The 20144-nt window shown below is 70.4% G+C and carries 20 protein-coding genes and 1 tRNA gene; 13 read left to right on the top strand and 8 right to left on the bottom strand.

The window, feature by feature from the left end; genetic code table 11:
- Positions 1 to 84: 84 nt before the first annotated feature.
- The gene (locus OHA05_RS30420) at positions 85 to 969 is read right to left on the bottom strand and encodes a hypothetical protein (protein WP_328862280.1); all 885 of its coding nucleotides are present in this window, start codon (positions 967 to 969) and stop codon (positions 85 to 87) included.
- A gap of 89 nt (positions 970 to 1058) precedes the next feature.
- Between OHA05_RS30420 and OHA05_RS30425 the strand changes: the two genes are divergently transcribed.
- The 3 genes from OHA05_RS30425 to OHA05_RS30435 all read left to right on the top strand — a co-directional run bounded on the left by OHA05_RS30425 (position 1059) and on the right by OHA05_RS30435 (position 3759).
- Positions 1059 to 1679, top strand: a complete 621-nt coding sequence (locus OHA05_RS30425) for an L-threonylcarbamoyladenylate synthase (RefSeq protein WP_328862281.1) — start codon at positions 1059 to 1061, stop codon at positions 1677 to 1679.
- 114 nt (positions 1680 to 1793) lie between these two features.
- Positions 1794 to 2882 (top strand): hypothetical protein, encoded by a 1089-nt coding sequence (locus OHA05_RS30430; protein ID WP_313943062.1) that lies wholly within the window; start codon positions 1794 to 1796, stop codon positions 2880 to 2882.
- 91 nt (positions 2883 to 2973) lie between these two features.
- The gene (locus OHA05_RS30435) at positions 2974 to 3759 is read left to right on the top strand and encodes an HAD-IIA family hydrolase (protein ID WP_313943061.1); all 786 of its coding nucleotides are present in this window, start codon (positions 2974 to 2976) and stop codon (positions 3757 to 3759) included.
- Positions 3760 to 4205: 446 nt separating this feature from the next.
- Here OHA05_RS30435 and OHA05_RS30440 read toward each other — a convergent pair whose 3' ends face one another.
- Positions 4206 to 4703 carry a GNAT family N-acetyltransferase gene (locus OHA05_RS30440; RefSeq protein ID WP_313943060.1) on the bottom strand — a complete coding sequence of 166 codons (498 nt, stop codon included), beginning with the start codon at positions 4701 to 4703 and terminating at the stop codon, positions 4206 to 4208.
- A 73-nt stretch (positions 4704 to 4776) separates the two neighbouring features.
- Positions 4777 to 5193: a hypothetical protein gene (locus OHA05_RS30445; protein WP_328862282.1), complete on the bottom strand. Its 417-nt coding sequence runs from the start codon at positions 5191 to 5193 to the stop codon at positions 4777 to 4779.
- 213 nt (positions 5194 to 5406) lie between these two features.
- Here OHA05_RS30445 and OHA05_RS30450 point away from each other — a divergent pair, with 213 nt between their 5' ends.
- Positions 5407 to 6681 carry a hypothetical protein gene (locus OHA05_RS30450; protein WP_313943058.1) on the top strand — a complete coding sequence of 425 codons (1275 nt, stop codon included), beginning with the start codon at positions 5407 to 5409 and terminating at the stop codon, positions 6679 to 6681.
- A gap of 81 nt (positions 6682 to 6762) precedes the next feature.
- Here OHA05_RS30450 and OHA05_RS30455 read toward each other — a convergent pair whose 3' ends face one another.
- Entirely contained in the window at positions 6763 to 8886 is a 2124-nt protein-coding gene (locus OHA05_RS30455; RefSeq protein ID WP_443043802.1) for a transglycosylase domain-containing protein, read from the bottom strand.
- A 273-nt stretch (positions 8887 to 9159) separates the two neighbouring features.
- Here OHA05_RS30455 and OHA05_RS30460 point away from each other — a divergent pair, with 273 nt between their 5' ends.
- Positions 9160 to 9366 carry a hypothetical protein gene (locus OHA05_RS30460; RefSeq protein ID WP_313943057.1) on the top strand — a complete coding sequence of 69 codons (207 nt, stop codon included), beginning with the start codon at positions 9160 to 9162 and terminating at the stop codon, positions 9364 to 9366.
- 66 nt (positions 9367 to 9432) lie between these two features.
- Here the strand turns inward: OHA05_RS30460 and OHA05_RS30465 are convergent, their stop codons facing one another.
- Positions 9433 to 9993: an NADPH-dependent FMN reductase gene (locus tag OHA05_RS30465; RefSeq protein WP_313943056.1), complete on the bottom strand. Its 561-nt coding sequence runs from the start codon at positions 9991 to 9993 to the stop codon at positions 9433 to 9435.
- Between the two features lie 116 nt (positions 9994 to 10109).
- Between OHA05_RS30465 and OHA05_RS30470 the strand changes: the two genes are divergently transcribed.
- Positions 10110 to 10568 carry a MarR family winged helix-turn-helix transcriptional regulator gene (locus tag OHA05_RS30470; RefSeq protein WP_313943055.1) on the top strand — a complete coding sequence of 153 codons (459 nt, stop codon included), beginning with the start codon at positions 10110 to 10112 and terminating at the stop codon, positions 10566 to 10568.
- 62 nt (positions 10569 to 10630) lie between these two features.
- The gene (locus OHA05_RS30475; protein ID WP_313943054.1) at positions 10631 to 11695 is read left to right on the top strand and encodes an LLM class flavin-dependent oxidoreductase; all 1065 of its coding nucleotides are present in this window, start codon (positions 10631 to 10633) and stop codon (positions 11693 to 11695) included.
- A gap of 27 nt (positions 11696 to 11722) precedes the next feature.
- Here OHA05_RS30475 and OHA05_RS30480 read toward each other — a convergent pair whose 3' ends face one another.
- Positions 11723 to 12940 (bottom strand): cytochrome P450 family protein, encoded by a 1218-nt coding sequence (locus tag OHA05_RS30480; RefSeq protein WP_313943053.1) that lies wholly within the window; start codon positions 12938 to 12940, stop codon positions 11723 to 11725.
- Between the two features lie 139 nt (positions 12941 to 13079).
- On the opposite strand from OHA05_RS30480, the gene OHA05_RS30485 reads away from it, so the two are divergent.
- The 3 genes from OHA05_RS30485 (at position 13080) to OHA05_RS30495 (ending at position 14802) form a co-directional block, all read left to right on the top strand.
- A complete protein-coding gene (locus tag OHA05_RS30485) occupies positions 13080 to 13694 on the top strand; it encodes a TetR/AcrR family transcriptional regulator (RefSeq protein ID WP_328862283.1) in 615 nt (204 codons plus the stop codon).
- 103 nt (positions 13695 to 13797) lie between these two features.
- Complete coding sequence (locus tag OHA05_RS30490) at positions 13798 to 14436, top strand: LysE family translocator (protein WP_328862284.1); 639 nt, start codon at positions 13798 to 13800, stop codon at positions 14434 to 14436.
- 278 nt (positions 14437 to 14714) lie between these two features.
- A tRNA-Leu gene (locus OHA05_RS30495) sits at positions 14715 to 14802 on the top strand.
- Between the two features lie 144 nt (positions 14803 to 14946).
- Here OHA05_RS30495 and OHA05_RS30500 read toward each other — a convergent pair.
- Positions 14947 to 16776: an AMP-dependent synthetase/ligase gene (locus tag OHA05_RS30500; RefSeq protein WP_313943050.1), complete on the bottom strand. Its 1830-nt coding sequence runs from the start codon at positions 16774 to 16776 to the stop codon at positions 14947 to 14949.
- Between the two features lie 437 nt (positions 16777 to 17213).
- On the opposite strand from OHA05_RS30500, the gene OHA05_RS30505 reads away from it, so the two are divergent.
- Positions 17214 to 17723, top strand: a complete 510-nt coding sequence (locus OHA05_RS30505) for a GtrA family protein (protein WP_313943049.1) — start codon at positions 17214 to 17216, stop codon at positions 17721 to 17723.
- A 35-nt stretch (positions 17724 to 17758) separates the two neighbouring features.
- On the opposite strand, the gene OHA05_RS30510 is transcribed toward OHA05_RS30505, so the two are convergent.
- Positions 17759 to 18544 carry a CDP-alcohol phosphatidyltransferase family protein gene (locus tag OHA05_RS30510; protein ID WP_313943048.1) on the bottom strand — a complete coding sequence of 262 codons (786 nt, stop codon included), beginning with the start codon at positions 18542 to 18544 and terminating at the stop codon, positions 17759 to 17761.
- A 109-nt stretch (positions 18545 to 18653) separates the two neighbouring features.
- Here OHA05_RS30510 and OHA05_RS30515 point away from each other — a divergent pair, with 109 nt between their 5' ends.
- Positions 18654 to 19646: a zinc-dependent alcohol dehydrogenase gene (locus OHA05_RS30515; protein WP_313943047.1), complete on the top strand. Its 993-nt coding sequence runs from the start codon at positions 18654 to 18656 to the stop codon at positions 19644 to 19646.
- 78 nt (positions 19647 to 19724) lie between these two features.
- Entirely contained in the window at positions 19725 to 20123 is a 399-nt protein-coding gene (locus OHA05_RS30520) for a 6-pyruvoyl trahydropterin synthase family protein (protein WP_313943046.1), read from the top strand.
- Positions 20124 to 20144: the final 21 nt, after the last annotated feature.

A 20144-nucleotide genomic window follows, 5' to 3' on the forward strand; every position in this document is an offset into this window, starting at 1 on the left:
CTCTCAGGTACGACGAGTAGGGGGGCGACGCACCCCCGCCGCACCACACACCAGCCCGTCGCCCCGGGATGCCGGCCGAAGACGTCAGCGTCGTGCGCGGTTGTCCGGCGGCAGGACCCGCTCGATCGCCCGCACCATCGCGGTCGGCCGCGTCGGATGCCACACCGCGCGGTCGGCGAACGGCCAGGCGTACGTCGGGCTGCCGTCCCGGATGCAGTCGAGGAGCCGTGGCTCGTCGAGCTCCTCGGCCGACCACGCGTAGAGCTGCTGCAACCGCGGCCCGATCAGGCCGTAGTCCAGCATCCGGCCGAGGTTGTGCTCGACGGCGAGGTAATCGGCCACCGCGTCGTCGAGGGGGTACCGGTCGGGAAGGACCCGCGACAGGGACAGGAAGATCCCGGCCATCCCGAGCCGGGGATCGCCGAGCCGTGGGCCGAGCGGTGCGAGGCGTCCGAGTGCCAGACGCGGGGCCGAGACCAGGGCGTGGGTGTAGAGGACGCGCAGCAGCACGACATTCATGAAGAAGCGTTCGGGCCGGCTCTCCTCGCCCGCCAGGTCGCGGTGGTCCAGGTAGGCGGAGGCGATGCTCGCATTGTGGGCCCGGTACCACGTACGCGCCGTCGGCTCGGAGATGAAGGACATCCACAGTCCCACCGTGGGCGACGACGCCGTACCGCCGAGTCCGCCGCTGCGGGCGACGGCCTCGCAGCCGTCGCGCAGGAGCCGCTCGTTGACCGCACGCCACCACGGGCTCCCGGGAAGCGCCCCCTGTACCGGTGCCAGCACACCTCGGCGGATCTGCCAGCGCATGAACGACAGCGCCGCCCGCCGGAAGGGCAGATGCTGCGGGGCCCTGCCGACCGGGCCGTGATATGTGCGGGTGACCAGGTCGAGGCGGGCCGCCGGATCGTCCCGCACGGCCTCGACCTGACTCAGTGCCCACGCTGCGGCGGAATTCCCCGAACCCACGGGCCCATCGTGGGACACGGCCGTTCCCCGTGTCCACCGCGAACGGCGCCTGCGGGGGCCGAACGGGTTCCAGCCCGTAAGCTCGCCGGATGGCGAAGTACTTCGACGTGCACCCCGAGAACCCTCAGCGGCGCACCATCAGCAGTGTGGCGGACAGCATCCGGTCGGGTGCGCTCGTCGCGTATCCCACGGATTCCTGTTACGCCCTGGGATGTCAGCTGGGCAGCCGTGACGGCATCAGCAGGATTCGGACCATCAGGAACCTCGACGACCGTCACCACTTCACGCTGGTGTGCCAGAACTTCGCGCAGCTCGGGCAGTTCGTGCACATCGACAACGACGTGTTCCGCGCGATCAAGGCGGCGACGCCCGGCAGCTACACCTTCATCCTCCCCGCGACGAAGGAGGTGCCCCGCCAGCTGCTGCACCCCAAGAAGAAGACGGTCGGCGTCAGGATTCCCGACCACGTCGTGGCCCAGGCCCTGCTCGCCGAACTGGGCGAGCCGCTGCTCTCCAGCACCCTGCTCCTGCCCGACGAGGACGAACCGATGACCCAGGGCTGGGAGATCAAGGAACGGCTCGACCACGTGGTGGACGCCGTGATCGACTCCGGCGACTGCGGCACGGAGCCGACCACGGTCATCGACTTCTCCGGCGATGGCATCGAGATCGTACGCCGGGGAGCGGGCGACCCCGAGCGCTTCGAGTAGCGGGGCCGGCGGCCGCCGGCGCAGGCGCACGGCTGCGTGCCGGACGACCGGAACCGCGGTCGGCCGCACGTCGTGATAACACCTGGAAGACGGCCGGGACGAGGGGAGTTCGCTGTGTCCACCAGCGATGTGCGGATCGACGGTAACTGTCTGGTGCTGGGCGGGGGAGCACGGGTGCGGTTCATCCGCACACTGCGGCTTCCGGAGTCCGGCACCCACCCGCTGCCGCCGGGTCTTGGCGAGTTCCCGGTGCGGCGTGTCGCAGACTTCCCGGACACCGTGCCGCCCGAGTGGCTGGCACGCGGCGGGGTGATGCTCCCGGTGTATCTGCGGGAGGCGATGTGGCTGAGCTTCTCCGGCACCGTGGAGCCGGCGGCGCTCCAGGTCGGGGTCGGCAAGGTGTGTGCCGTGTCCGGCGAGCGCTGGAGCGGCAAGTTGACCCGGAAGCCGCAGAACTACGTGGTGCTGCCCCGCCAGCCGTGGCTGGACGGCATCAACTCCGGCAAGGGGACGGTGCGTCAGTTCGTCGCCGTACCGCTGGGGATGGGCGCCACCGTGGAGGGCCAGGTGACCGGCGAGGAGACCTGGGGCGGCGTGCAGCTCCAGTCGTTCCCGCTCGCGGCCGGTGTCCTTGAGGCCTGGCGCGAGGAGCAGCGCGCCCGCGCCGAGCGCGAGGCGCGGGCCAGGGCGGCGACCGCTCAGGCAGGCTACGGAGGCATGCCGATGCCCGGGGGTGCACCGCCCGCCGCGTTCGGCGCCCCGCCCATGGCACCGGCGATGGCCGCGCCCGGCATGGCCCCGCCCCAGCCGCGGGCGGCAGCGATGGGGCTGGGCGTGGGCGGCACCATGCGCCAGGAGGTCTACCAGGACGACCGGCCGCTGTCCGACTGGGCAGAGACGCCCGCGGGCCGGGTTTTCGTCCACCTGGTGACGCCGCCGGAGTGGCGTCGCATCACCGGTGAGGCGGCACCCCCGTCGCCGGTCGACCGGGCCGCGTACACGCGTGCCGGACTGCCGTGGTTCGACTACTACGACGACGGCGCGGACGATCTCGCACCCACCGATTCCCTCGGCGGGGTCAAGCCGGTCGGCGAGTGGCTCGGCGACGACTCCGTGCCCTGGCAGGCACCGGGCGCCCACCAGGTGCACCCCCTCGGCGACGCGCCGCAGCCCGGTAAGCCGGTGGCCGACGGCGACTGGTGACGTCCCCTCGGCGGCCGGCCCCACCGAACAACCGGACCGGCCGCCGGGAGGCTCCTTGGTCCGGCCCCGGTCCGTCGGTACGGTCGGGACCATGGAACGGGTCGGCGCAGTCCTGATCGACATCGACGGTGTGCTCACGGTCTCCTGGAAGCCGCTTCCGGGAGCCGTCGAGGCCATGGAACGCGTGCGCGAGGCGGGGGTACCGCTGGCGCTGCTCACCAACACCACGTCGCGTACCCGGAGTTCCATCGCGCGGCTCCTCGTGGCGTCGGGATTCCCGGTCACGGCGGACGACATCCTCACCGCGCCGGCGGCGACCGCCGCCTATCTCACGGAGCAGTTCCCCGGGGCTCGCTGCGCGGTTCTCAACAGCGGTGACATCGCCGAGGACCTGGCGGAGGTGACCCTCGTGGATCTCGACGACCCGGACGCCCGCCCCGATGTGGTCGTCGTCGGCGGCGCGGGACCGGAGTTCGGCTACGAGGCCCTCAACACGGTCTTCGCCCACCTCCAGCGCGGAGCCCGCCTGCTCGCGATGCACCGCAATCTCTCCTGGCGTACGGACGCGGGGCTGCAGCTCGACGCGGGCGCCTTCCTCCAGGGCCTGGAACGCGCGGCCGGTGTCGAGGCGGAGGTGCTCGGGAAGCCGGCCGGGGCGTTCTTCGAAGCCGCCCTGGCCCGCCTCGGCGCGGACGCGTCGCGGACGCTGATGGTGGGCGACGACATCGAGTCCGACGTACTCGCCGCCCAGCGTCAGGGCATCACGGGTGTCCTGGTCCGGACGGGGAAGTACCGCCCCGAGACGCACCGGGCCGCGTCCGGCGAACCCGACCACGTCGTCGACTCGTTCGCGGACGTGCCGGGACTACTTGCGTAGTCGCGGGCCGCGGGCCGAGGGGGAGGTGACGCTCACCAGCATCGCCTCTCATGATCACCGTGGTCGTCACCATCGCGCCGGCGTTCGTCGGCTGTGCGGCCACCTACCTCGACGGCGTGCGGCTCTCGCAGCGGCAGCAGCGCCCGTCCCGACGGCAGGTGGCCGTCCCTGCACGAGACACCCCCGTCCGAAGAGGAACCCGCCGAGTGGCGGTTGTGGGTCAGGACCGTCCTCCTCCCGACCATCCAGGCCATGCGCGACCTCGTCGTCCAGCACGCCGACCTGCTGAGCGAATCGGGGATGCCGCCGATCCCGCTGCGGCTGTGCGCACACGTTTCCGGCGACGAGGTCACCGCCGCCCGCTGGGACCACGGATTCGCGGGTCTGAAGCAGCAACAGGGACGACTGCCGGGAGGACGCACAGCAGCTGACGCGGCTCCCCGAGGTCAGCAGGCTCGCTCGTATTCGATCTGGTCGAGCAGGTTGCCCTCACCGAAGTCGAAGGCCCGTGCGGCGCCGGTCTCGGCGAAGCCCGACTTGGCGTAGAACCGTCGCGATTGGGGGGTGTCGCGCAACGTCCACAGGTGCACCCGCGTGAATCCCTCGTCGCGGAGGCGGTTCAGCGTCCCTGTCATCAACACGGCGGCGACCCCGCTGCCCCAGGCGTCGGGATGGCTGTAGAAACTGCAGATCTCCGCGAGACCCGGGCGGCCCGGGGACGGGAGACAGAGGGACAGCGCCACGGGGCGGTCGTCGAGGGCCGCGAGCAGGATCGTCCCCGTCCCTCCCGCGACCCGATCGTGCCAGCGGGTCCGCCTGCTGAGGACACCGCGTGCGGCGAAATCGGGCGCGAAGAAGGGGGCGTAGGCCGCCTCCCAGGCGGCGGCGTGGATCTCGCCGAGCACGCGTCCGTCGTCCGGCTCGGCCTGGCGCACCTTGATCATCGGCTCATCCTCCTGATGTCGCTCCTGGGAGCCGCCTCAGCCTTCCGGCCCGACGCGAGGCGTGCCGGTCCGGTCACGTCTGCGGCCGGACGGACCCCGGCCACGGCCGGAGCCGGCCCGGCCAGGTCGCCCAGCGCACGGAGTCGCACTCCTCCGGCGGCAGCAGGCCCGCGCCGATGAGCGCCGCGCGGCCGGCCTGTGAGCCGGCGATCCGGTAGCCGTACTCGGACGAGTCCACCTCGTGGTGCCTGCCGTCCGTGAGCAGTACCGCGGCCGCCACTCCGCCCAGCCCGTCCAGCAGGCCCTCCCGCAGCGCCGGCACGTACTCCGGGGGCAGCCGGTCCTCCGGGAGGGAGTTCCGGAGCTCCAACGCCGCGTCCGCCCGGGGCGGTTCGAAGGTGGCGACGATGTACGCGAAAGGGCCGCAGGCGCCGATGTTCATCTTGACGTGAACACGGACGTCGGGTACCCGTACAGGCAGGCCGGTCATGGTCGACACCGTAGAGGTGTCCCGGATCGGCGGTCGACCGGTTTGACGTCGGGGGACGGGGACCGAGGCACCGTCACTCGCGGCGCGTCGGCCACATCCGCCCGTGCAAAACACGTCACATCACGGACCACTTCCGCCCTGTTCCGAATCAACACGTATATTCGGACAGGTGTAACCGGGGGCATGTGTTTGTTTTTCTGGGGGCGGAATTCTATGGCGCAGAGTGTGAGGGCCCAGGCGCGTGCCCGTGCCCGTAAACGGGCACGCATCCGGTTCGGAGCCGCGGGGGTGGCCGCCATCGTGGCCGGAGCGGTGGGAATCCTGGCGTTGACCGGCGGGGACGGGGACGGCGCCGCCAACGCGGCGTCACGCAGTGGCGTGGGGGAGAAGTCCGCCAAGGACGACGAGGAGAAGTGGGACGGCACGACCAAGGTGCTGGGGGACGGCTCGACCTCCTACACCGGGCCGCAGCCCAAGCAGCTCGAGCCCAAGAAGCTCAAGCCGGGGGAGAAGCCCCCGCAGTTCGTCGTGTTCTCCTGGGACGGCGCCCTGGAGGGCGACGACCGGACGTTCTCCCGCTTCCGCAAGGTGGCCAGGGAGAGCGACGCCACCATGACGTTCTTCCTCACGGGCATCTATCTGCTGCCCAAGGACAAGGCCAGTCTCTACCGTCCGCCGCAGCACGGCGTCGGCGCGGCCGCGATCTCGTACCCCACGGACGAGCACATCCGCACCACCCTGAAGGAGCTCGGCGGCGCCTGGAAGGACGGCAACGAGATCGGCTCCCACTTCAACGGCCACTTCTGCGGTGAGAAGGGCGGCGGCGACTGGAGCGTCGAGGAGTGGAAGAGCGAGATCGAGCAGACCTACGGTTTCGTCAAGAAGTGGAAGACGAACACGGGCATGAAGGATCTGCCGCCGCTGCCCTTCGACGTGCAGAAGGAGACCGTGGGTGGTCGCGCTCCGTGCCTGGAGGGCCAGAAGAACCTGATCCCCGCGATCAAGAAGTTCGGCTGGCGCTACGACGCGAGCTCGTCCGGTGACTTCCAGATCTGGCCGTCCAAGATCAACGGCATCTGGAACTTCCCGCTCCAGCTCCTGCCCTACCCGGACAAGGAACTCCAGGTCCTCGCCATGGACTTCAACTTCCTCTACAACCAGTCCGGCGGTACCACCGAAGGTGATCCGTCGCGCTACGCGGAGTGGGAGAAGGAGACCCGGGACGCCTACCTCAACGGGTTCGAGCGGGTCTACAACGGCAGCCGCGCCCCCATGTTCATCGGCAACCACTTCGAGAACTGGAACGGCGGCATCTACATGGATGCCGTGGAGGACGTCATGCGGAAGGTCTGCCCCCGCTCCGACGTGAAGTGTGTGTCGTTCCGGGAGCTCAGCGACTGGCTCGACGTCCAGGACCCCCAGGTCCTCGCCAATCTGCGCGGCCTCGACCCGGCGCAGTCCCCGGACTGGAAGGCCTTGATCGACTGAGGCGGGTCAGGGGGCGCGGCAGACCTGTCGACGCGCCCCGGGGCCGCGCACGCCCCGGCCGTGCCGGGGCGCGTGCGCCGGTCACCGCGCCGACGCCATGTGGTCCTTCCAGATCTTCGTCGCCATCGAGACCGGTGAGCCGGCGTCCGGCCCGCCCAGCCCCTTGAGCGGCAGCAGCTCCAGCTTCCTCAGGTCCGTCCGGTAGAGCACCACCGCCGTGGACTCCTGCGGTGTGTACCCGACGAACCAGGCCGCCGTGTCGTCCTGTGTCGTCCCGGTCTTGCCGGCCGCGTCCTCGCCGACCGACTTGGCCGCCCGTCCGCTGCCCTCCTGCACCGAGTCCCGGAGGGCGTCGGTGACCTTGGCGGCCACATCGGGGCTCATCGCCCGGTCCGCGTCCGGCCGCGGCAGCCGCAGCAGCTTCCCGTTACGGGTCACCTTCAGCACCGAGTAGGGCTCGGTGTGCATGCCCTCCGCGGCGAAGGTCCCGTACGCGGTCGCCATACGGATGGCACTGGGCTTGGAGTTGCCGAGCGAGAACTCCGGTATGGAGCGCCCGAAGCTGGACGTCAGCAGCCCGGAGTCGGCCGCGGTCTTGCGGACCTTGTCCAGGCCGACGTCCATGCCGAGCTGGAGGAACGGGGTGTTGACCGAGTTGGCCATGGCTGTGCGCAGGCTGATCGCCTGGCCCCACGACCGGTTATCGTCGTTGCGGCCCTTGACGATCTTGCCGCTGCGGTCCCAGTACGGGCCCTCCGGCGTACGGACCGCGACGTTGTCGTTGCCGTTGTAGAGGGTGTCCGGGGACACCGGAACGCGCGGCGCCTCCCGTTCCTTCTGGACGCCTTCGGCGAGCCCCGCCGCGTACACGAACGGGGTGAAGGCCGAACCGGCGGGCACGGTCACCGCGTTCGCCTCGTTGAAGCCCTGCTTGAGGTAGTCGGGCCCGCCGTACACGGCGAGAATGCGGCCGTTCGGGGCGACGGACGCGGCGCCGGTCTTCACGTAGGTGTCGGTGGGACGCTTCTTCGGGTCGAGCTTCGCCCGCACCTTCTCCACCGACGAGGTCAGCGAGGCGACCCGCTGTTTGTCGAACGTCGTGTAGATCTGGTAGCCGCCGAGGTCGAACTGGGCGTCGGAGATCTCCACGTGCTTGGACGTGTAGTCCTTCGCCAGCTCCACGAGATAGCCCTGCTGACCGCTCAGATTGCCGGGCGGGGCCGCCTTCTTCGGCTCGGGGAACTTCGTGTACCGGGCCCGCTCCTCGCGCGAGAGCTTGCCGACCGCCACCATGCGGTCGAGCGTCCAGCTCCACCGCTGCTCCGCGCGTTCGCGGTTCTTGGCGCTGATGGTCGGGTCGTAGAGCGCGGCGCCCTTCAGCAGTGAGGCCAGAAAGGCGCCCTCGCTGGCGTTGAGCTGCGAGGCCTCTTTGCCGTAGTACGCCTGCGACGCCCGCTGGATGCCATAGGTCCCGCGGCCGAACCAGCTCGTGTTGAGGTAGCCCTCCAGGATCTCCTTCTTGCTCAGGCGGTTGTCCAGCTTCACGGCGAGCAGGACTTCGGTGAACTTCCGGGAGTAGGTCTGGTCCTGGTTCAGATAGGCGTTCTTGATGTACTGCTGGGTGATGGTCGAGCCGCCCTCGGTGTCGCCGCCGCCGACCATGTGACCGAGTGCTCTGACGATGCCCGACACGGAGATGCCGGGGTCGGAGTAGAAGTTGGCGTTCTCGGCGGAGAGAACCGCCCACTGGACGTCCTCCGGCACCTGGTCGAGCGACGTCTCCTGCCGGCTGACCCAGCCGGACCGCGCCATCTGCGTCCCGTCGGACCAGTAGTAGATGTTGTCCTGCTGAGTGGCGAACTCGTTGAGGTTCTTGGGGATGTCGGTCTTGACGTAGGCGAACATCACCAGCAGCGTCACACCGGCTGTGGAGACCAGGAACAGACTCAGGGACTGGCGCCACGACGGCACCCAGCGCCGCCAGCCCTGGCGGGTCGAGCGCGGGTAGTCCACGCTGTGCCACATGTCCGCCAGCCGGGTGCGCAGTCCGAGCGCCCGTACGATCCGCTTGACGTTCGGCTGCTGCATCGCCTCCCGGAGGCGCGCGACCCTGAGGCGCGTGACGAGGCCGCTCAGTGTGGTGCGGCCGGAGGCCGGTGCGGAGTCGTCGCCGTCCGTCTCGGGTCCTCGTCCGTGTCTACCCATGGTCCGGCACCGCCCCGTGCCCCCGGACAGTCCCGACGTCCTCGCCGTTGAACATCTAGCCCCCACGCTCCCACTGGCCCTGGCCGGACCACTCCCCAGGGATTCACCCTACGAAGCGCCGGATGTCCGTCGGCACCCGGGGTCCCCGAAAAGCAGACCACTGCCGGTCGGACGCGTGCCGCACCGGCCAGACGAGTGTTTTAGGAGGCGCGGGAGCGCGCTCGGACGGGGGGTGGGTACGAGGGGACACATCGGACCGAACAGGGAGAGACCATGAACGATCCACAGTCCGGCGCGAACCCCCCGCCCGATGACTCCGTCACGCCCGACTCGTTGCTGCACACCGGCTCCGAGGGTGAGGTCTCACCCGAGGATCTCGTTCTCGCCTCAGGTCGTGACCTCACCCCCGAGAACCTGGCCTGGGCGCAGCGCAAGCTGGCCGAGGAAGGCCCCGGTGCCATCGACAAACTGCTGCCCTGACCGCCGGGCGCGGACGTCTGCCGAGGTGCCGACGCCGGGGGCCCGGCCCCCGGGTCCCGCCCGGTCTCAGGCGGCCCGCAGCGGCGCCAGCGCCTGGCTCCAGGAGACGACCTGGTCGAGCGTCGTCGTGAGTGCGTCCCGCTGGAAGTCGCCCGGCTTGAACACGCTGAAGTTCTCGAAGTCGGTGAACAGCGACAACGCGACCTGCGCCCGCACATCGGCCATCTGGAGCTCGCCTGCTATCAGGCGCAGGTGCTCCACCGCGCGGGTGCCGCCGGCCGAGCCGTAGCTGACGAATCCGACGGCCTTGTTGTTCCACTCGGCGTAGAGGAAGTCGATGGCGTTCTTCAGCGCGCCGGAGGTGGAGTGGTTGTACTCCGGCGTCACCATCACGAAGCCGTCGAACGAGGCGATCTTGCTCGCCCAGCTCAGCGTGTGCGGCTGCGAGTACTGGCCCAGTGACGGCGGGTACGCCTCGTCGAGGTGGGGGAGCTTGTAGTCGAGCAGGTCGACGAGCTCGAACTCCGCGTCGTCGCGCTGTGCGGCGATGTCGTGCACCCAGCGGGCGACGGCCTCTCCGTTACGCCCCGGGCGGGTGCTGCCGAGAATGATGCCGATCTTGGTCATGGGTGTCCCTCGATAAATCTGTCGTGATCCGGACTCTGTGGTGATCCGGCCTACAGGTCCTTGCCTCGTCAAGTATCCACCTAGAACTTGCTTCGTCAAGCAAGTACTATCGAGATATGACCGACGCCGAGCAGCAGCCGCTGCGACCCCTGAGCACCGACGAGGAAGCGCTGCTGCGCGAGCTCGGTCGCGTGATGATCGTTCTGCCGCGCGTGATCGACGCCGACATGATGCGCGAGCAGCGCATCCCGGTCTCCGAGTACACGACCCTGATGCACCTCTCCGAGGCGCCGCACCGGCTGATGCGGATGAACGAGCTCGCCGCCGCGTGCAATCTCTCCCTCAGCGGGATGACCCGCGTGGTGACCCGCCTCGAGACCCAGGGTCTGGTCGCGCGGACCCGCTGCGACGAGGACGCCCGCGGCTGGAACGCCGTACTCACCGACGAAGGCCTCGCCCGGCTGGAACAGGCCTGGCCCGCCCATCTCGCGAGCGCCCGCCGTCATGTCTTCGACCACCTCGAAGGCGCCGATCTGGCCCGGCTCACCCAGGCACTGCGGCGCATCGCGACCTGACCCACCCGTGACGCGCGACGCGACCGCGAGAACCACGCGTCACACCATGCAGGGAGTACGACATGACCAGCCCTTCGACCGGCCGGACCGATGGGGGAGACCTCACGCTCGGCCTGGACACGTTCGGCGATGTGACCGATGACCGCGACGGCCGTCCGATGTCACACGCGCGGACCATCCGCCATCTCGTGGAGGAAGGCGTCCTCGCCGACCAGGTCGGCCTCGACCACTTCGGCATCGGCGAGCACCACACCGACACGATGCCCCTGTCGGCCGCCGACGTCGTCCTCGCCGCCATCGCGTCGCGGACCTCACGGATACGCCTCGGCTCGGCGGTGACGGTCATCAGCTCCGACGACCCCGTCCGCGTCTTCCAGCGGTACGCCACCCTCGACGCCGTGTCGAACGGCCGGGCCGAGCTCATCCTCGGCAGGGGATCGAGCACCGAGTCGTTCCCCCTCTTCGGCTACGAGCTCAGCGACTACGAGGAACTCTTCGAGGAGAAGGTGGGCCTGTTCGCCGAGCTCCTGAAGGAGAAGCCGGTCACCTGGTCGGGCAACACCCGCGCGTCCCTCGACGGTCTCCCGGTCTACCCGCACAGCGAGTCGGGGGCGATCCCGACCTGGATCGGTGTCGGCGGCAGCCCTCAGTCGGTGGTCCGCACCGCCCGCTACGGCTTCTCCCTCATGCTCGCGATCATCGGCGGCGAGACGGCCCGCTTCGCACCCTTCTCACAGCTGTTCCGGCAGGCGCTGGAACAGTTCGGTCAGCCACAGCGGCCGGTCGGTATCCATGCGCCCGGGCACGTCGCGGCCACCGACGAGCAGGCGATCGAGGAGTTCCTGCCCGCCCTGGAGGCCGCGATGCGCAGGGTGTCCCGCGAGCGCGGCTTCCGCACCCCCACCCGCGAGACTCTTCTGCGCGACGTTGGCCCCGGGGGCGCACTGCACGTCGGCTCGCCCGAGACCGTGGCCCGCAAGATCGTGAGGACGCTCACCGACCTGGACGCGACCCGTTTCGACCTGAAGTACGGCATGCACGGCATGGCGCACGACGCGGTGATGACCAATATCGAGCTGTTCGGGACCAAGGTGGCGCCCCTGGTACGGGAGATGATGGCCGACTGACGCCTGCGGCCCCGCTCGGGCTCCGCCTCACCACGTCACGGCAAGCCGGTCCAGTCCTCGCAGCAGGCTGGGCCGCCACGCCGGCGGGGCGGACGGGTCGGCGAGAGCGAGGTCCGGGAGGCCTTCGAGCAGGGTGCGCAGGGCGATCGCGGATTCCATGCGGGCCAGCGGAGCGCCGAGGCAGTGATGGATGCCGTGGCCGAACGACAGATGCGTACGCGTGGTGGCCGGGTCACGGTGGATGTCGAAGCGGTCCGGATCGGCGAACACCGCCGGGTCGCGATTGGCGGCGGCCAGGCTGAGCACGACGGGTTCGCCCTGGGGGACCGTGGTGCCCGCGATCGTCACGTCCGTGACCGGATAGCGGTAGGCCGCGGCGAGGGCAGGCGGCTCGTAGCGCATGGCCTCTTCCACGGTGCCTTCGAGGAGGGTCCAGTCCGCGCGCAGGGCGGCGAGCTGCGCCGGGTTGCGGAGCAGCAGGTTCACGGCGCTCGAGATCAGGTTGGCCGTGGTCTCATGGCCGGCCACCAGGAGCAGGAAGGCCATCCCGAGCAACTCCGGTGCCGTCAGGGGCTCTTCTTCCGCGCTGTCCGCGTGGGCGAGAGCGTGCAGCAGGTCGCCCCGAGCCGAGCCGGCCGTCTCGGTCTCCGTGGGGGACGGGAGGGCGCGCTTGGCCGCGATGAGGTCGGTGAGGTACGCCGTCATCGCCAGGCCGGCGGCCGACGCGGCCTCGTGGCTGGTGGCCGCGACGATCTCGGCGGACCAGGCACGGAAGGGGGCCCGGTCCTCGCCCGGTACGCCGAGCAGTTCGCAGATCACGGTCACCGGCAGCGGAAAGGCGTAGGCATCGACGAGATCGGCCTCTCCCGCCGGTGCCAGCGCGCCGACCAGGCCGTCGGCCATCTCCTGGACGCGCCCGCGCATCGCCTGGACGCGGTGCCGGGTGAACTCGCGTGCCACCAGCCGGCGTAGCCGGGTGTGGTCCGGCGGGTCGACCTGGAGCAGGTTCCGTCCGATCGCGTACCCGCCGTCGTGGGTCCAGGACGCCGAGTGCCGTACGTCGTTGCGCAGCCGCTCGTCGGCCAGCGCGGCCCGTACCGCTCGGGCGTCGGTCACCAGCCAGGCGGCCTCCTTCGACGGCAGCAGCACATGGTGGATGCCTCCCTGTGCGCGCAGTTCCGCGTAGCGGCTGTGCGGATCGGCGGTGAAGCGGTCCTGGTCGGGGACCAGTTCGACGAGTGTCACGGTGCCTGCCCTCCGGTGGCGTGGACGTGCGGCGGATGACGGCGGCAGCAGCCCCAGCAAGTGGGGACTGCTCCCCGCTTCCGGTTTCCGACCGTAGCAGAAAGTGGGGAGTGCTCCACGGTTCGGGTAGCGTGAGGGTGTGAGACAAGACGCGGAGCGCAACCGGCTACGGATCCTGGAAGCAGCGCGGGAGGTCTACGCGGAGCAGGGCGTGGAGGCCCCCCTCGACGTGATCGCCCGCCGGGCGGCCGTCGGCAACGCCACGCTCTACCGGCGGTTCCCGGACCGCGCCGCCCTGATCGAGGCGGTGTTCCACGACCTGCTGGCAGCGACGCGCGAAGCGGGCGAGCGTGCCCGCGAGGCCGAGGATCCGTGGGCGGGTCTGGTCGACTACGTGACGCACATCTTCACGGGACTCGCCGCCGACCGGGGCGTCACCGACCTGATGACCACGACGATCCCCGGAATCCCTTCGCTGGAGGGCCTGCACGCCCACAACGCCGAGACCTTCGGACTGCTCCTCGCCCGCTGCCGCGAGAACGGCACGGTCTGCGAGGACGTGACGGTCGAGGACCTGCTCTTCCTCCTCGCCGCCCTGGGCCGGGCGGTCCCGGCCGCCGAGGCGGCGTCGCCCGGTGCCTGGCGGCGTCCGCTGGCGATCCTCCTCAACGGGCTGCGGGCCACGGGCGCGTCCCTGCCCGGCCCCGTTCCGACCCCGGGCGGGCTGGAGCAGGCGCTGTCCCGACTGCACTGATCGCGCCCGCCGGCGGACGATGTGCCGGTGTCCCGCGGGCAGTGAACCCGCAGGCAGAAAAAGGGCTGCGAGCGAGCGTGGCGCTCTGGCTACGATCGGCCGCATGCTCTCCACCGACCGTCTTCTCGCCTTCGCGGCGATGTCCTTCCTGCTGATCGTGATACCCGGCCCGAGCGTGCTGTTCGTGGTCGGGAGGGCACTGGCGCAGGGCCGTCGCGCCGCGCTGACCACCGTCGTGGGGAACACGCTCGGTGCCTACGTCCTCGTCGTCGCCGTGGCCCTCGGGGTCGGTGCCGTGGTCGAACGCTCGGTCGTCGTCTTCACGACGCTGAAGCTGGTGGGCGCCGCGTACCTGGTGTATCTGGGGATCAAGGCCGTACGGGAACGCGGGTCGTTGCATGCCGCGTTCTCGGGCGACGCCCCTGTGCACAGCAGTTGGCGCACGCTCGCGGACGGGTTCGCCGTCGGGGTGGCCAACCCGAAGACCATCGTGTTCTTCGCCGCCGTGCTGCCGCAGTTCGTCGACCGCGGTCAGGGAAACGTCACGGGCCAGATGCTGCTGCTCGGCCTGGTCTTCAACGTCATCGCGCTGGCCTCCGACAGTGTCTGGGGGCTGGTCGCCGCCACCGCGCGGAGCTGGTTCGCCAGGTCGCCGCGGCGGCTGGCACTGGTCGGCGGAGTGGGCGGGGTGACCATGATCGGCCTCGGCGTCACGGTCGCCGCGACGGGCCGCAAGGACTGACGCCGCCCGGTCCTCGTGCGCGGAGCCGGTGAGCATACGGAGGCGAGCACGGGGGGTGACCGGTGTGACGCTGCGGATACGCCGGCAGGTGCGCGAGCAGGCTCCCGGCCGAGGCCGGAACGGAGTGCCCGGCCGGCCCGCCCGGCCCGTCGCGCCGGGCTCGTCCTGCCTGGTCACGACCGATCCCGGCCCCGGAAAAAGGCAGTCACGGAGGGCCCTGAACCCCTGGTATTGTTGTCCATGTCGCCGCGGGGATGCTCACGGCCGACACACACCTTGTCCGGGTGGCGGAATGGCAGACGCGCTAGCTTGAGGTGCTAGTGCCCTTTATCGGGCGTGGGGGTTCAAGTCCCCCCTCGGACACCACGGAGAAACCCCACATGATGTGGGGTTTCTTTTGTTTCCGGGCTCGAAAGGTACGCGGTCCGGTCCGGTCCGGTCCGGTTCGGGCCGCGCCCGCCCGGCCCGCGCACCGCGCTCACTCCGTGCCGGTCGCCCGGCGAGGCCCCCTCACCGCCGGTAGAGCGCGTTGATGTCCGCCGCGTACGCTCCCGCGATCGCCCGCCGCTTGAGCTTCAGCGTCGGTGTCATCAGACCGGAGTCCAGCGTGAACTCCCTCGGCAGGATCCGGAAGGCGCGGATGGACTCCGCCTGCGACACCCGGGTGTTGGCCCGGGAGACCGCGCGCTGGATCTGGGCCCTCAGGTCCTCGTCGTCCGTCATCGCCGACACGTCCCACTGCGGCTTCCCCTTCAGGGCCAGCCAGTGCGCCAGCGCCTCCGGGTCCACCGTGATCAGGGCGGCGATGTACGGCTGGTCGTCGCCGACGATCAGGCACTGGGAGATCAGCGGATGGTGGCGCAGCTGCTCCTCCAGCGGCAGCGGGGCCACGCTCTTGCCGCCGCTGGTGATGATGATGTCCTTCTTGCGGCCCGTGATGACGAGGTAGCCCTCCTCGTCGAGATGGCCGGTGTCACCGGTGGCGAACCACCCGTCCCGCAGCACCGCCTCGGTGGCCTTCGGGTTGTTGAGATAGCCCGCGAAGACCGTCTCGCCGGCCACCCACACCTCGCCGTCCTCCGCGATGTGCACCGCGCAGCCCGGAATCGGCCGGCCCACCGTGCCGAACCTGACCTCGCCCGGCGGCTGTGCCGTGATCGCTCCCGCGGTCTCGGTGAGGCCGTAGCCGTCGTACACGGTGACGCCCGCGCCCGCGAAGAACAGCCCGAGCTCGCGGCGGAGAGTGGAGCCGCCCGAGACCGCGGTGCGTACCTGGCCGCCCAGTACCGCACGCAGTTTGGTGTACACCAGACGGTCGTACACGGCGTGCAGGACCTTCAGCGAAGGACCCGGACCGTGGCCCGCGCCGGTCGACTGGCGCTCCAGGGACTCCGCGTAACGCACCGCGACGGCGGCGGCCTTGTCGAAGAGGCCGAGGTTGCCCGCGCCCTCGGCGGTCCGGCGGGCCTTGTGGAAGATCTTCTCGAAGATGTACGGCACCGCGAACAGGAACGTCGGCCGGAACGACGACAGGGCCGGCAGCAGCGACTCGGGGCTCAGATCGGGCTGATGGCCCAGCCGTATGCCGCCGCGCAGACACGCGACCCCGACCATCAGGCCGTAAATGTGCGCGACGGGAAGAAAGTTGAGGATCGACGGCTGCACACCGGGTTCGGCGAGAATGCCGCCCCACCCTTCGAGCAGGATGTCGCACTCGGCGGCGAGGTTGCCGTGCGTGATGAGGCAGCCCTTGGGGCTGCCGGTGGTGCCGGAGGTGTAGGTGATCGCGGCGATCTGGTCCGGCAGCACCGCGGCACGGTGACGGTGGATCATCTCGTCGTCCAGCGTGAGCCCTTCCTCGACGAGGGTCGCCACACAGCCCCGGTCCATCTGCCAGATCGCGGTCAGCGCCGACTGTGAGTCGGAGGCCGCCGCGACCGTCATCGCGTGGTTCTCGTGCTCGACCACGATCGCCCTGACCTGGGCGTCGTTGAGGATCCAGCGCACCTGCTCGATGGACGAGGTGGGATACACGGGAACGATCTCCGCGCCCACCGACCACAGGGCGTGGGCCAGCACCGTCCACTCGTAGCGCGTACGGGACATGAGCGCGACGCGGTCGCCGAAGCGGATGCCGTTGGCCAGGAACCCCTTGGCCACGGCGACGACTTGATCGCACAGCTCCCGCGCGGTCACCGGCTCCCAGGTGCCCTCGTCCCGCCCGGTACGGCGTGACACCTGCACGAGGGAGGGATGGCGCAGAGCGGCCTCGAACACCGAATCGGCGAGGCCGCCCGTGCGTTCGTACCCTGGACGGAACGGAGGACCGTGTCCTTGCATCGTGGCCTCTCCCTTCCCCACCCCCGGGGCGCCGTGCCGTGCACTCAGGGAGCGCAAGATACCGTCCGGACGGTCCGGCTGCCTAGGTTCCGGGCACATCGGCACATTTTCCGTGTGCATGGCGCCCGCTCGGGACGCGGAATGACGGTGCGTCATGCCGGTCGGAGTCGCGCCGCAGGGGCCCGTGACCTGCCCGCCGCCCCCGTTCCTGTCCGCGGATCCGGTGTCGCGGCGCAGCTCGTACGCCCCGTGCTGTGGAGCGACCGGGTGAACTGCCTCCGCCACGCACCACGCACGCGAGGTCCCCGGGCATAGGTGGTGTGTCTGCCGCCCGGGCGGACCCCTTCGTCCAGGGGAGACCCGTCGCGCGGGAGCGGTGGCGTCGAGCGCATCACCCGACGAGGGCCCAGTCGCACGTGACCGGTCACGACCGGCGCGTGTCTCGTCCCGTCCCGGAGCTGCCCATGCACGAGGCGAAGCCGAGGCACAACGCGACGCCGCCCCCGCTGATGCGCGAGATGCTGCGGTTCGGCACGGTCGGCGGCCTCGGTGTGGCGGTGAACTTCGCCGTGTTCAATCTGTGCCGCGCGGCCACGTCCGAGTCGGTCGTGCGATGCAGTATCGCCGGCACCGCCGCGGCGATCGTCTTCAACTACCTGGGCTATCGCTACTTCACCTACCGCGAGAGGGACAAGCGCAGCCCCGCCCGGCAGTTCTCCCTGTTCGTCGCCTTCAGCCTCGTCGGTCTGCTGATCGAGAACGGAACGCTCTACGCGGCGACCTACTGGCTCGGCTGGAACGGCGTCCTGCAGAACAACCTGGTGAAGGCACTCGGCCTCGCGGCCGCGACGGCCTTCCGGTTCTGGGCGTACCGCACCTGGGTCTTTCTGCTGCCGTCCGGCGCACACAGGCGGGACTCCCCGGCGCCTCAGGGCCGTGGGTCCTGAGAGCTGTGCCGCAATGCGCGTACGGGCCGGGCCCGTTACGCAGCCGAGCTGTGCCGCACCGCGTCCGCCGCCGTACGACGCGGCGATGCGAAGACCTCCGACTCCGGAACGTTCCGCACCCGCCACAGGTACCTGATGTCCCGGCCGAACGACCACAGCAGGAGGCCCAGCGCCATGCCCACGGCCGTCAGCGCCGGCCACTGCGGCAGGATTTCCGCGCCCACCACCAGGAGCACGATCCCCTGGAGCGCCGCCACCGTCTTGCGGGCCGTGCTCGGGGGGAGGGCGCCGTTCAGCCAGGGGAGGACGCGGGCCGCGGCGACGAACGCGTAGCGCATCGTGCCGATCAGCAGCACCCAGGGACCCAGCGACATGGCGACATAGATGCTGAGCACCAGGATGAGGAAGGCGTCGACCTCCATGTCGAAGCGCGCCCCGAGTGCGGACGACGTTCCCGTGCGCCGGGCCACCTTGCCGTCGACCGCGTCGAGTATCAGCGCCACCGCTGTCAGGGCGACCAGCACGGTGACCGGGCGGGGGCTCTCGAAGGAGTCCGCGACGAGCGCGGTCACTCCGCCGACGAGCGTGGCCCGGGCGAGCGTGACGCGGTTGGCCGCGCCGAAGGAGCGGAGCCAGGAGCGGGACAGGGCGCGGGTGAGCACGGCCCAGGTGACGAGCGCGAACGCCAGGCCCGTCAGCCACCCCGCGAGCCCCAGACCCATCGCCGATCCGAGGAGGGCGAGCAGCAGCAGTTGAGCACCCGCACCCACGGCCGTCTCCTGGTGCAGGAGCCTCCTGTCGAGCGTGTCGTTCAAGGTCACCGTGTGTCCTCCGGCTGTGTGACAGAGTCCGTGAGTGCCGCGTACCGTGTCCGCGGCTTCGTAAAGATCAGTACGTGGACCGCTGCCCGAATGTTCAGGAGGACGCCTCATGGAGCTCACCGCCCGCGCCTTCTGGCTCCGCTCACCCGGCCACGGAGAGATCCGGGACGTGTCCCTGCCGGCCCCCACGGACGACGACGTCGTGGTGCGCACCCTCTACTCGGGGGTGAGCCGAGGGACGGAGACTCTCGTCTTCCGGGGCGGAGTTCCGGAGAACCAGCACACGACGATGCGGGCGCCGTTCCAGGAGGGCGACTTCCCGGGCCCGGTGAAGTACGGGTACCTCAATGTCGGCCTGGTGGAAGCGGGGCCGCGGGAGCTGGTCGGCCGTACCGTCTTCTGTCTCTACCCGCACCAGACCCGCTATGTCGTCCCCGCGAGCGCCGTGACACCGGTGCCGGACGGGGTGCCCGCCGCGCGGGCCGTGCTGGCCGGAACCGTGGAGACCGCGGTGAACGCCCTGTGGGACGCCGCGCCGCTGGTCGGCGACCGGATCGCCGTCGTCGGAGCGGGCATGATCGGCGCGTCGGTGGCCGCCGTCCTCGCCCGGTTCCCCGCCGTACGCGTCCAGTTGGTCGACGCCGACCCCGGCCGTGCCACCGTCGCCAAGGCCCTCGGGGTCGACTTCGCGCTCCCCGAGGAAGCCAAGGGCGACTGCGATCTCGTCGTCCACGCCAGCGCCACCGAGGCCGGGCTCACCCGCTCGCTGGAGTTGCTCGCCCCGGAGGGGACGGTTCTCGAACTGAGCTGGTACGGCGACCGCCGCGTCAGCCTGCCGCTCGGGGAGGCCTTCCACTCCCGCCGGCTGGTCGTCCGCAGCAGCCAGGTGGGGACCGTGTCCCCGGCCCGGGGCTCCCGCCGGACGTTCGCCGACCGGCTCGCCATCGCGCTCGATCTTCTCGCGGACCCCGTCTTCGACACGTTCGTCACCGGCGAGTGCGCGTTCGACGAGCTTCCGGAGGTACTGCCGCGGCTCGCCTCGGGCGACCTGCCTGCGATGTGTCTCCGGGTTCTGTACGAATCTGCTGCTGATCCGGCCTGAACAAGGAGAACAGGCCGGCCGTACTACACGACAGACCCCGGCAGGGGGTCAGAGGCGCCGTACCTGGAGGATCGTCCGTTGTTCAGCATCACCGTCCGCGATCACCTCATGATCGCTCACAGCTTCCGTGGAGAGGTCTTCGGACCCGCGCAGCGCCTGCACGGAGCGACCTTCCTCGTGGACGCCACGTTCCGGCGTGCCGAACTCGACGCCGACAACATCGTCGTCGACATCGGCCTCGCCACCACCGAGCTGGGCACCGTCGTGGCCGCGCTGAACTACCGCAACCTCGACGACGAGCCCGACTTCGCGGGCATCAACACCTCCACGGAGGCGCTGGCCAAGGTCATCGCCGACCGTCTCGCCGACCGGGTGCACGCCGGTGCACTGGGCGAAGGCGCCCGGGAGATCGCCGGCATCACGGTCACCCTGCACGAGTCCCACATCGCGTGGGCGAGTTACGAGCGAACGCTGTGACGCCCGTGGACCGTGCCGACG

The sequence above is a fragment of the Streptomyces sp. NBC_00306 genome (assembly GCF_036169555.1).
Taxonomy (GTDB): domain Bacteria; phylum Actinomycetota; class Actinomycetes; order Streptomycetales; family Streptomycetaceae; genus Streptomyces; species Streptomyces achmelvichensis.

Bases quoted from the DNA above. Each gene is read 5' to 3' on its own strand.
- OHA05_RS30450 (WP_313943058.1), top strand. From the start codon at position 5,407: ATGGCGCAGAGTGTGAGGGCCCAGGCGCGTGCCCGTGCCCGTAAACGG.
- OHA05_RS30455 (WP_443043802.1), bottom strand. From the start codon at position 8,886: ATGGGTAGACACGGACGAGGACCCGAGACGGACGGCGACGACTCCGCA.
- OHA05_RS30460 (WP_313943057.1), top strand. From the start codon at position 9,160: ATGAACGATCCACAGTCCGGCGCGAACCCCCCGCCCGATGACTCCGTC.
- OHA05_RS30435 (WP_313943061.1), top strand. From the start codon at position 2,974: ATGGAACGGGTCGGCGCAGTCCTGATCGACATCGACGGTGTGCTCACG.
- OHA05_RS30475 (WP_313943054.1), top strand. From the start codon at position 10,631: ATGACCAGCCCTTCGACCGGCCGGACCGATGGGGGAGACCTCACGCTC.
- OHA05_RS30500 (WP_313943050.1), bottom strand. From the start codon at position 16,776: ATGCAAGGACACGGTCCTCCGTTCCGTCCAGGGTACGAACGCACGGGC.
- OHA05_RS30470 (WP_313943055.1), top strand. From the start codon at position 10,110: ATGACCGACGCCGAGCAGCAGCCGCTGCGACCCCTGAGCACCGACGAG.
- OHA05_RS30445 (WP_328862282.1), bottom strand. From the start codon at position 5,193: ATGACCGGCCTGCCTGTACGGGTACCCGACGTCCGTGTTCACGTCAAG.
- OHA05_RS30490 (WP_328862284.1), top strand. From the start codon at position 13,798: ATGCTCTCCACCGACCGTCTTCTCGCCTTCGCGGCGATGTCCTTCCTG.
- OHA05_RS30440 (WP_313943060.1), bottom strand. From the start codon at position 4,703: ATGATCAAGGTGCGCCAGGCCGAGCCGGACGACGGACGCGTGCTCGGC.
- OHA05_RS30465 (WP_313943056.1), bottom strand. From the start codon at position 9,993: ATGACCAAGATCGGCATCATTCTCGGCAGCACCCGCCCGGGGCGTAAC.
- OHA05_RS30425 (WP_328862281.1), top strand. From the start codon at position 1,059: ATGGCGAAGTACTTCGACGTGCACCCCGAGAACCCTCAGCGGCGCACC.
- OHA05_RS30515 (WP_313943047.1), top strand. From the start codon at position 18,654: ATGGAGCTCACCGCCCGCGCCTTCTGGCTCCGCTCACCCGGCCACGGA.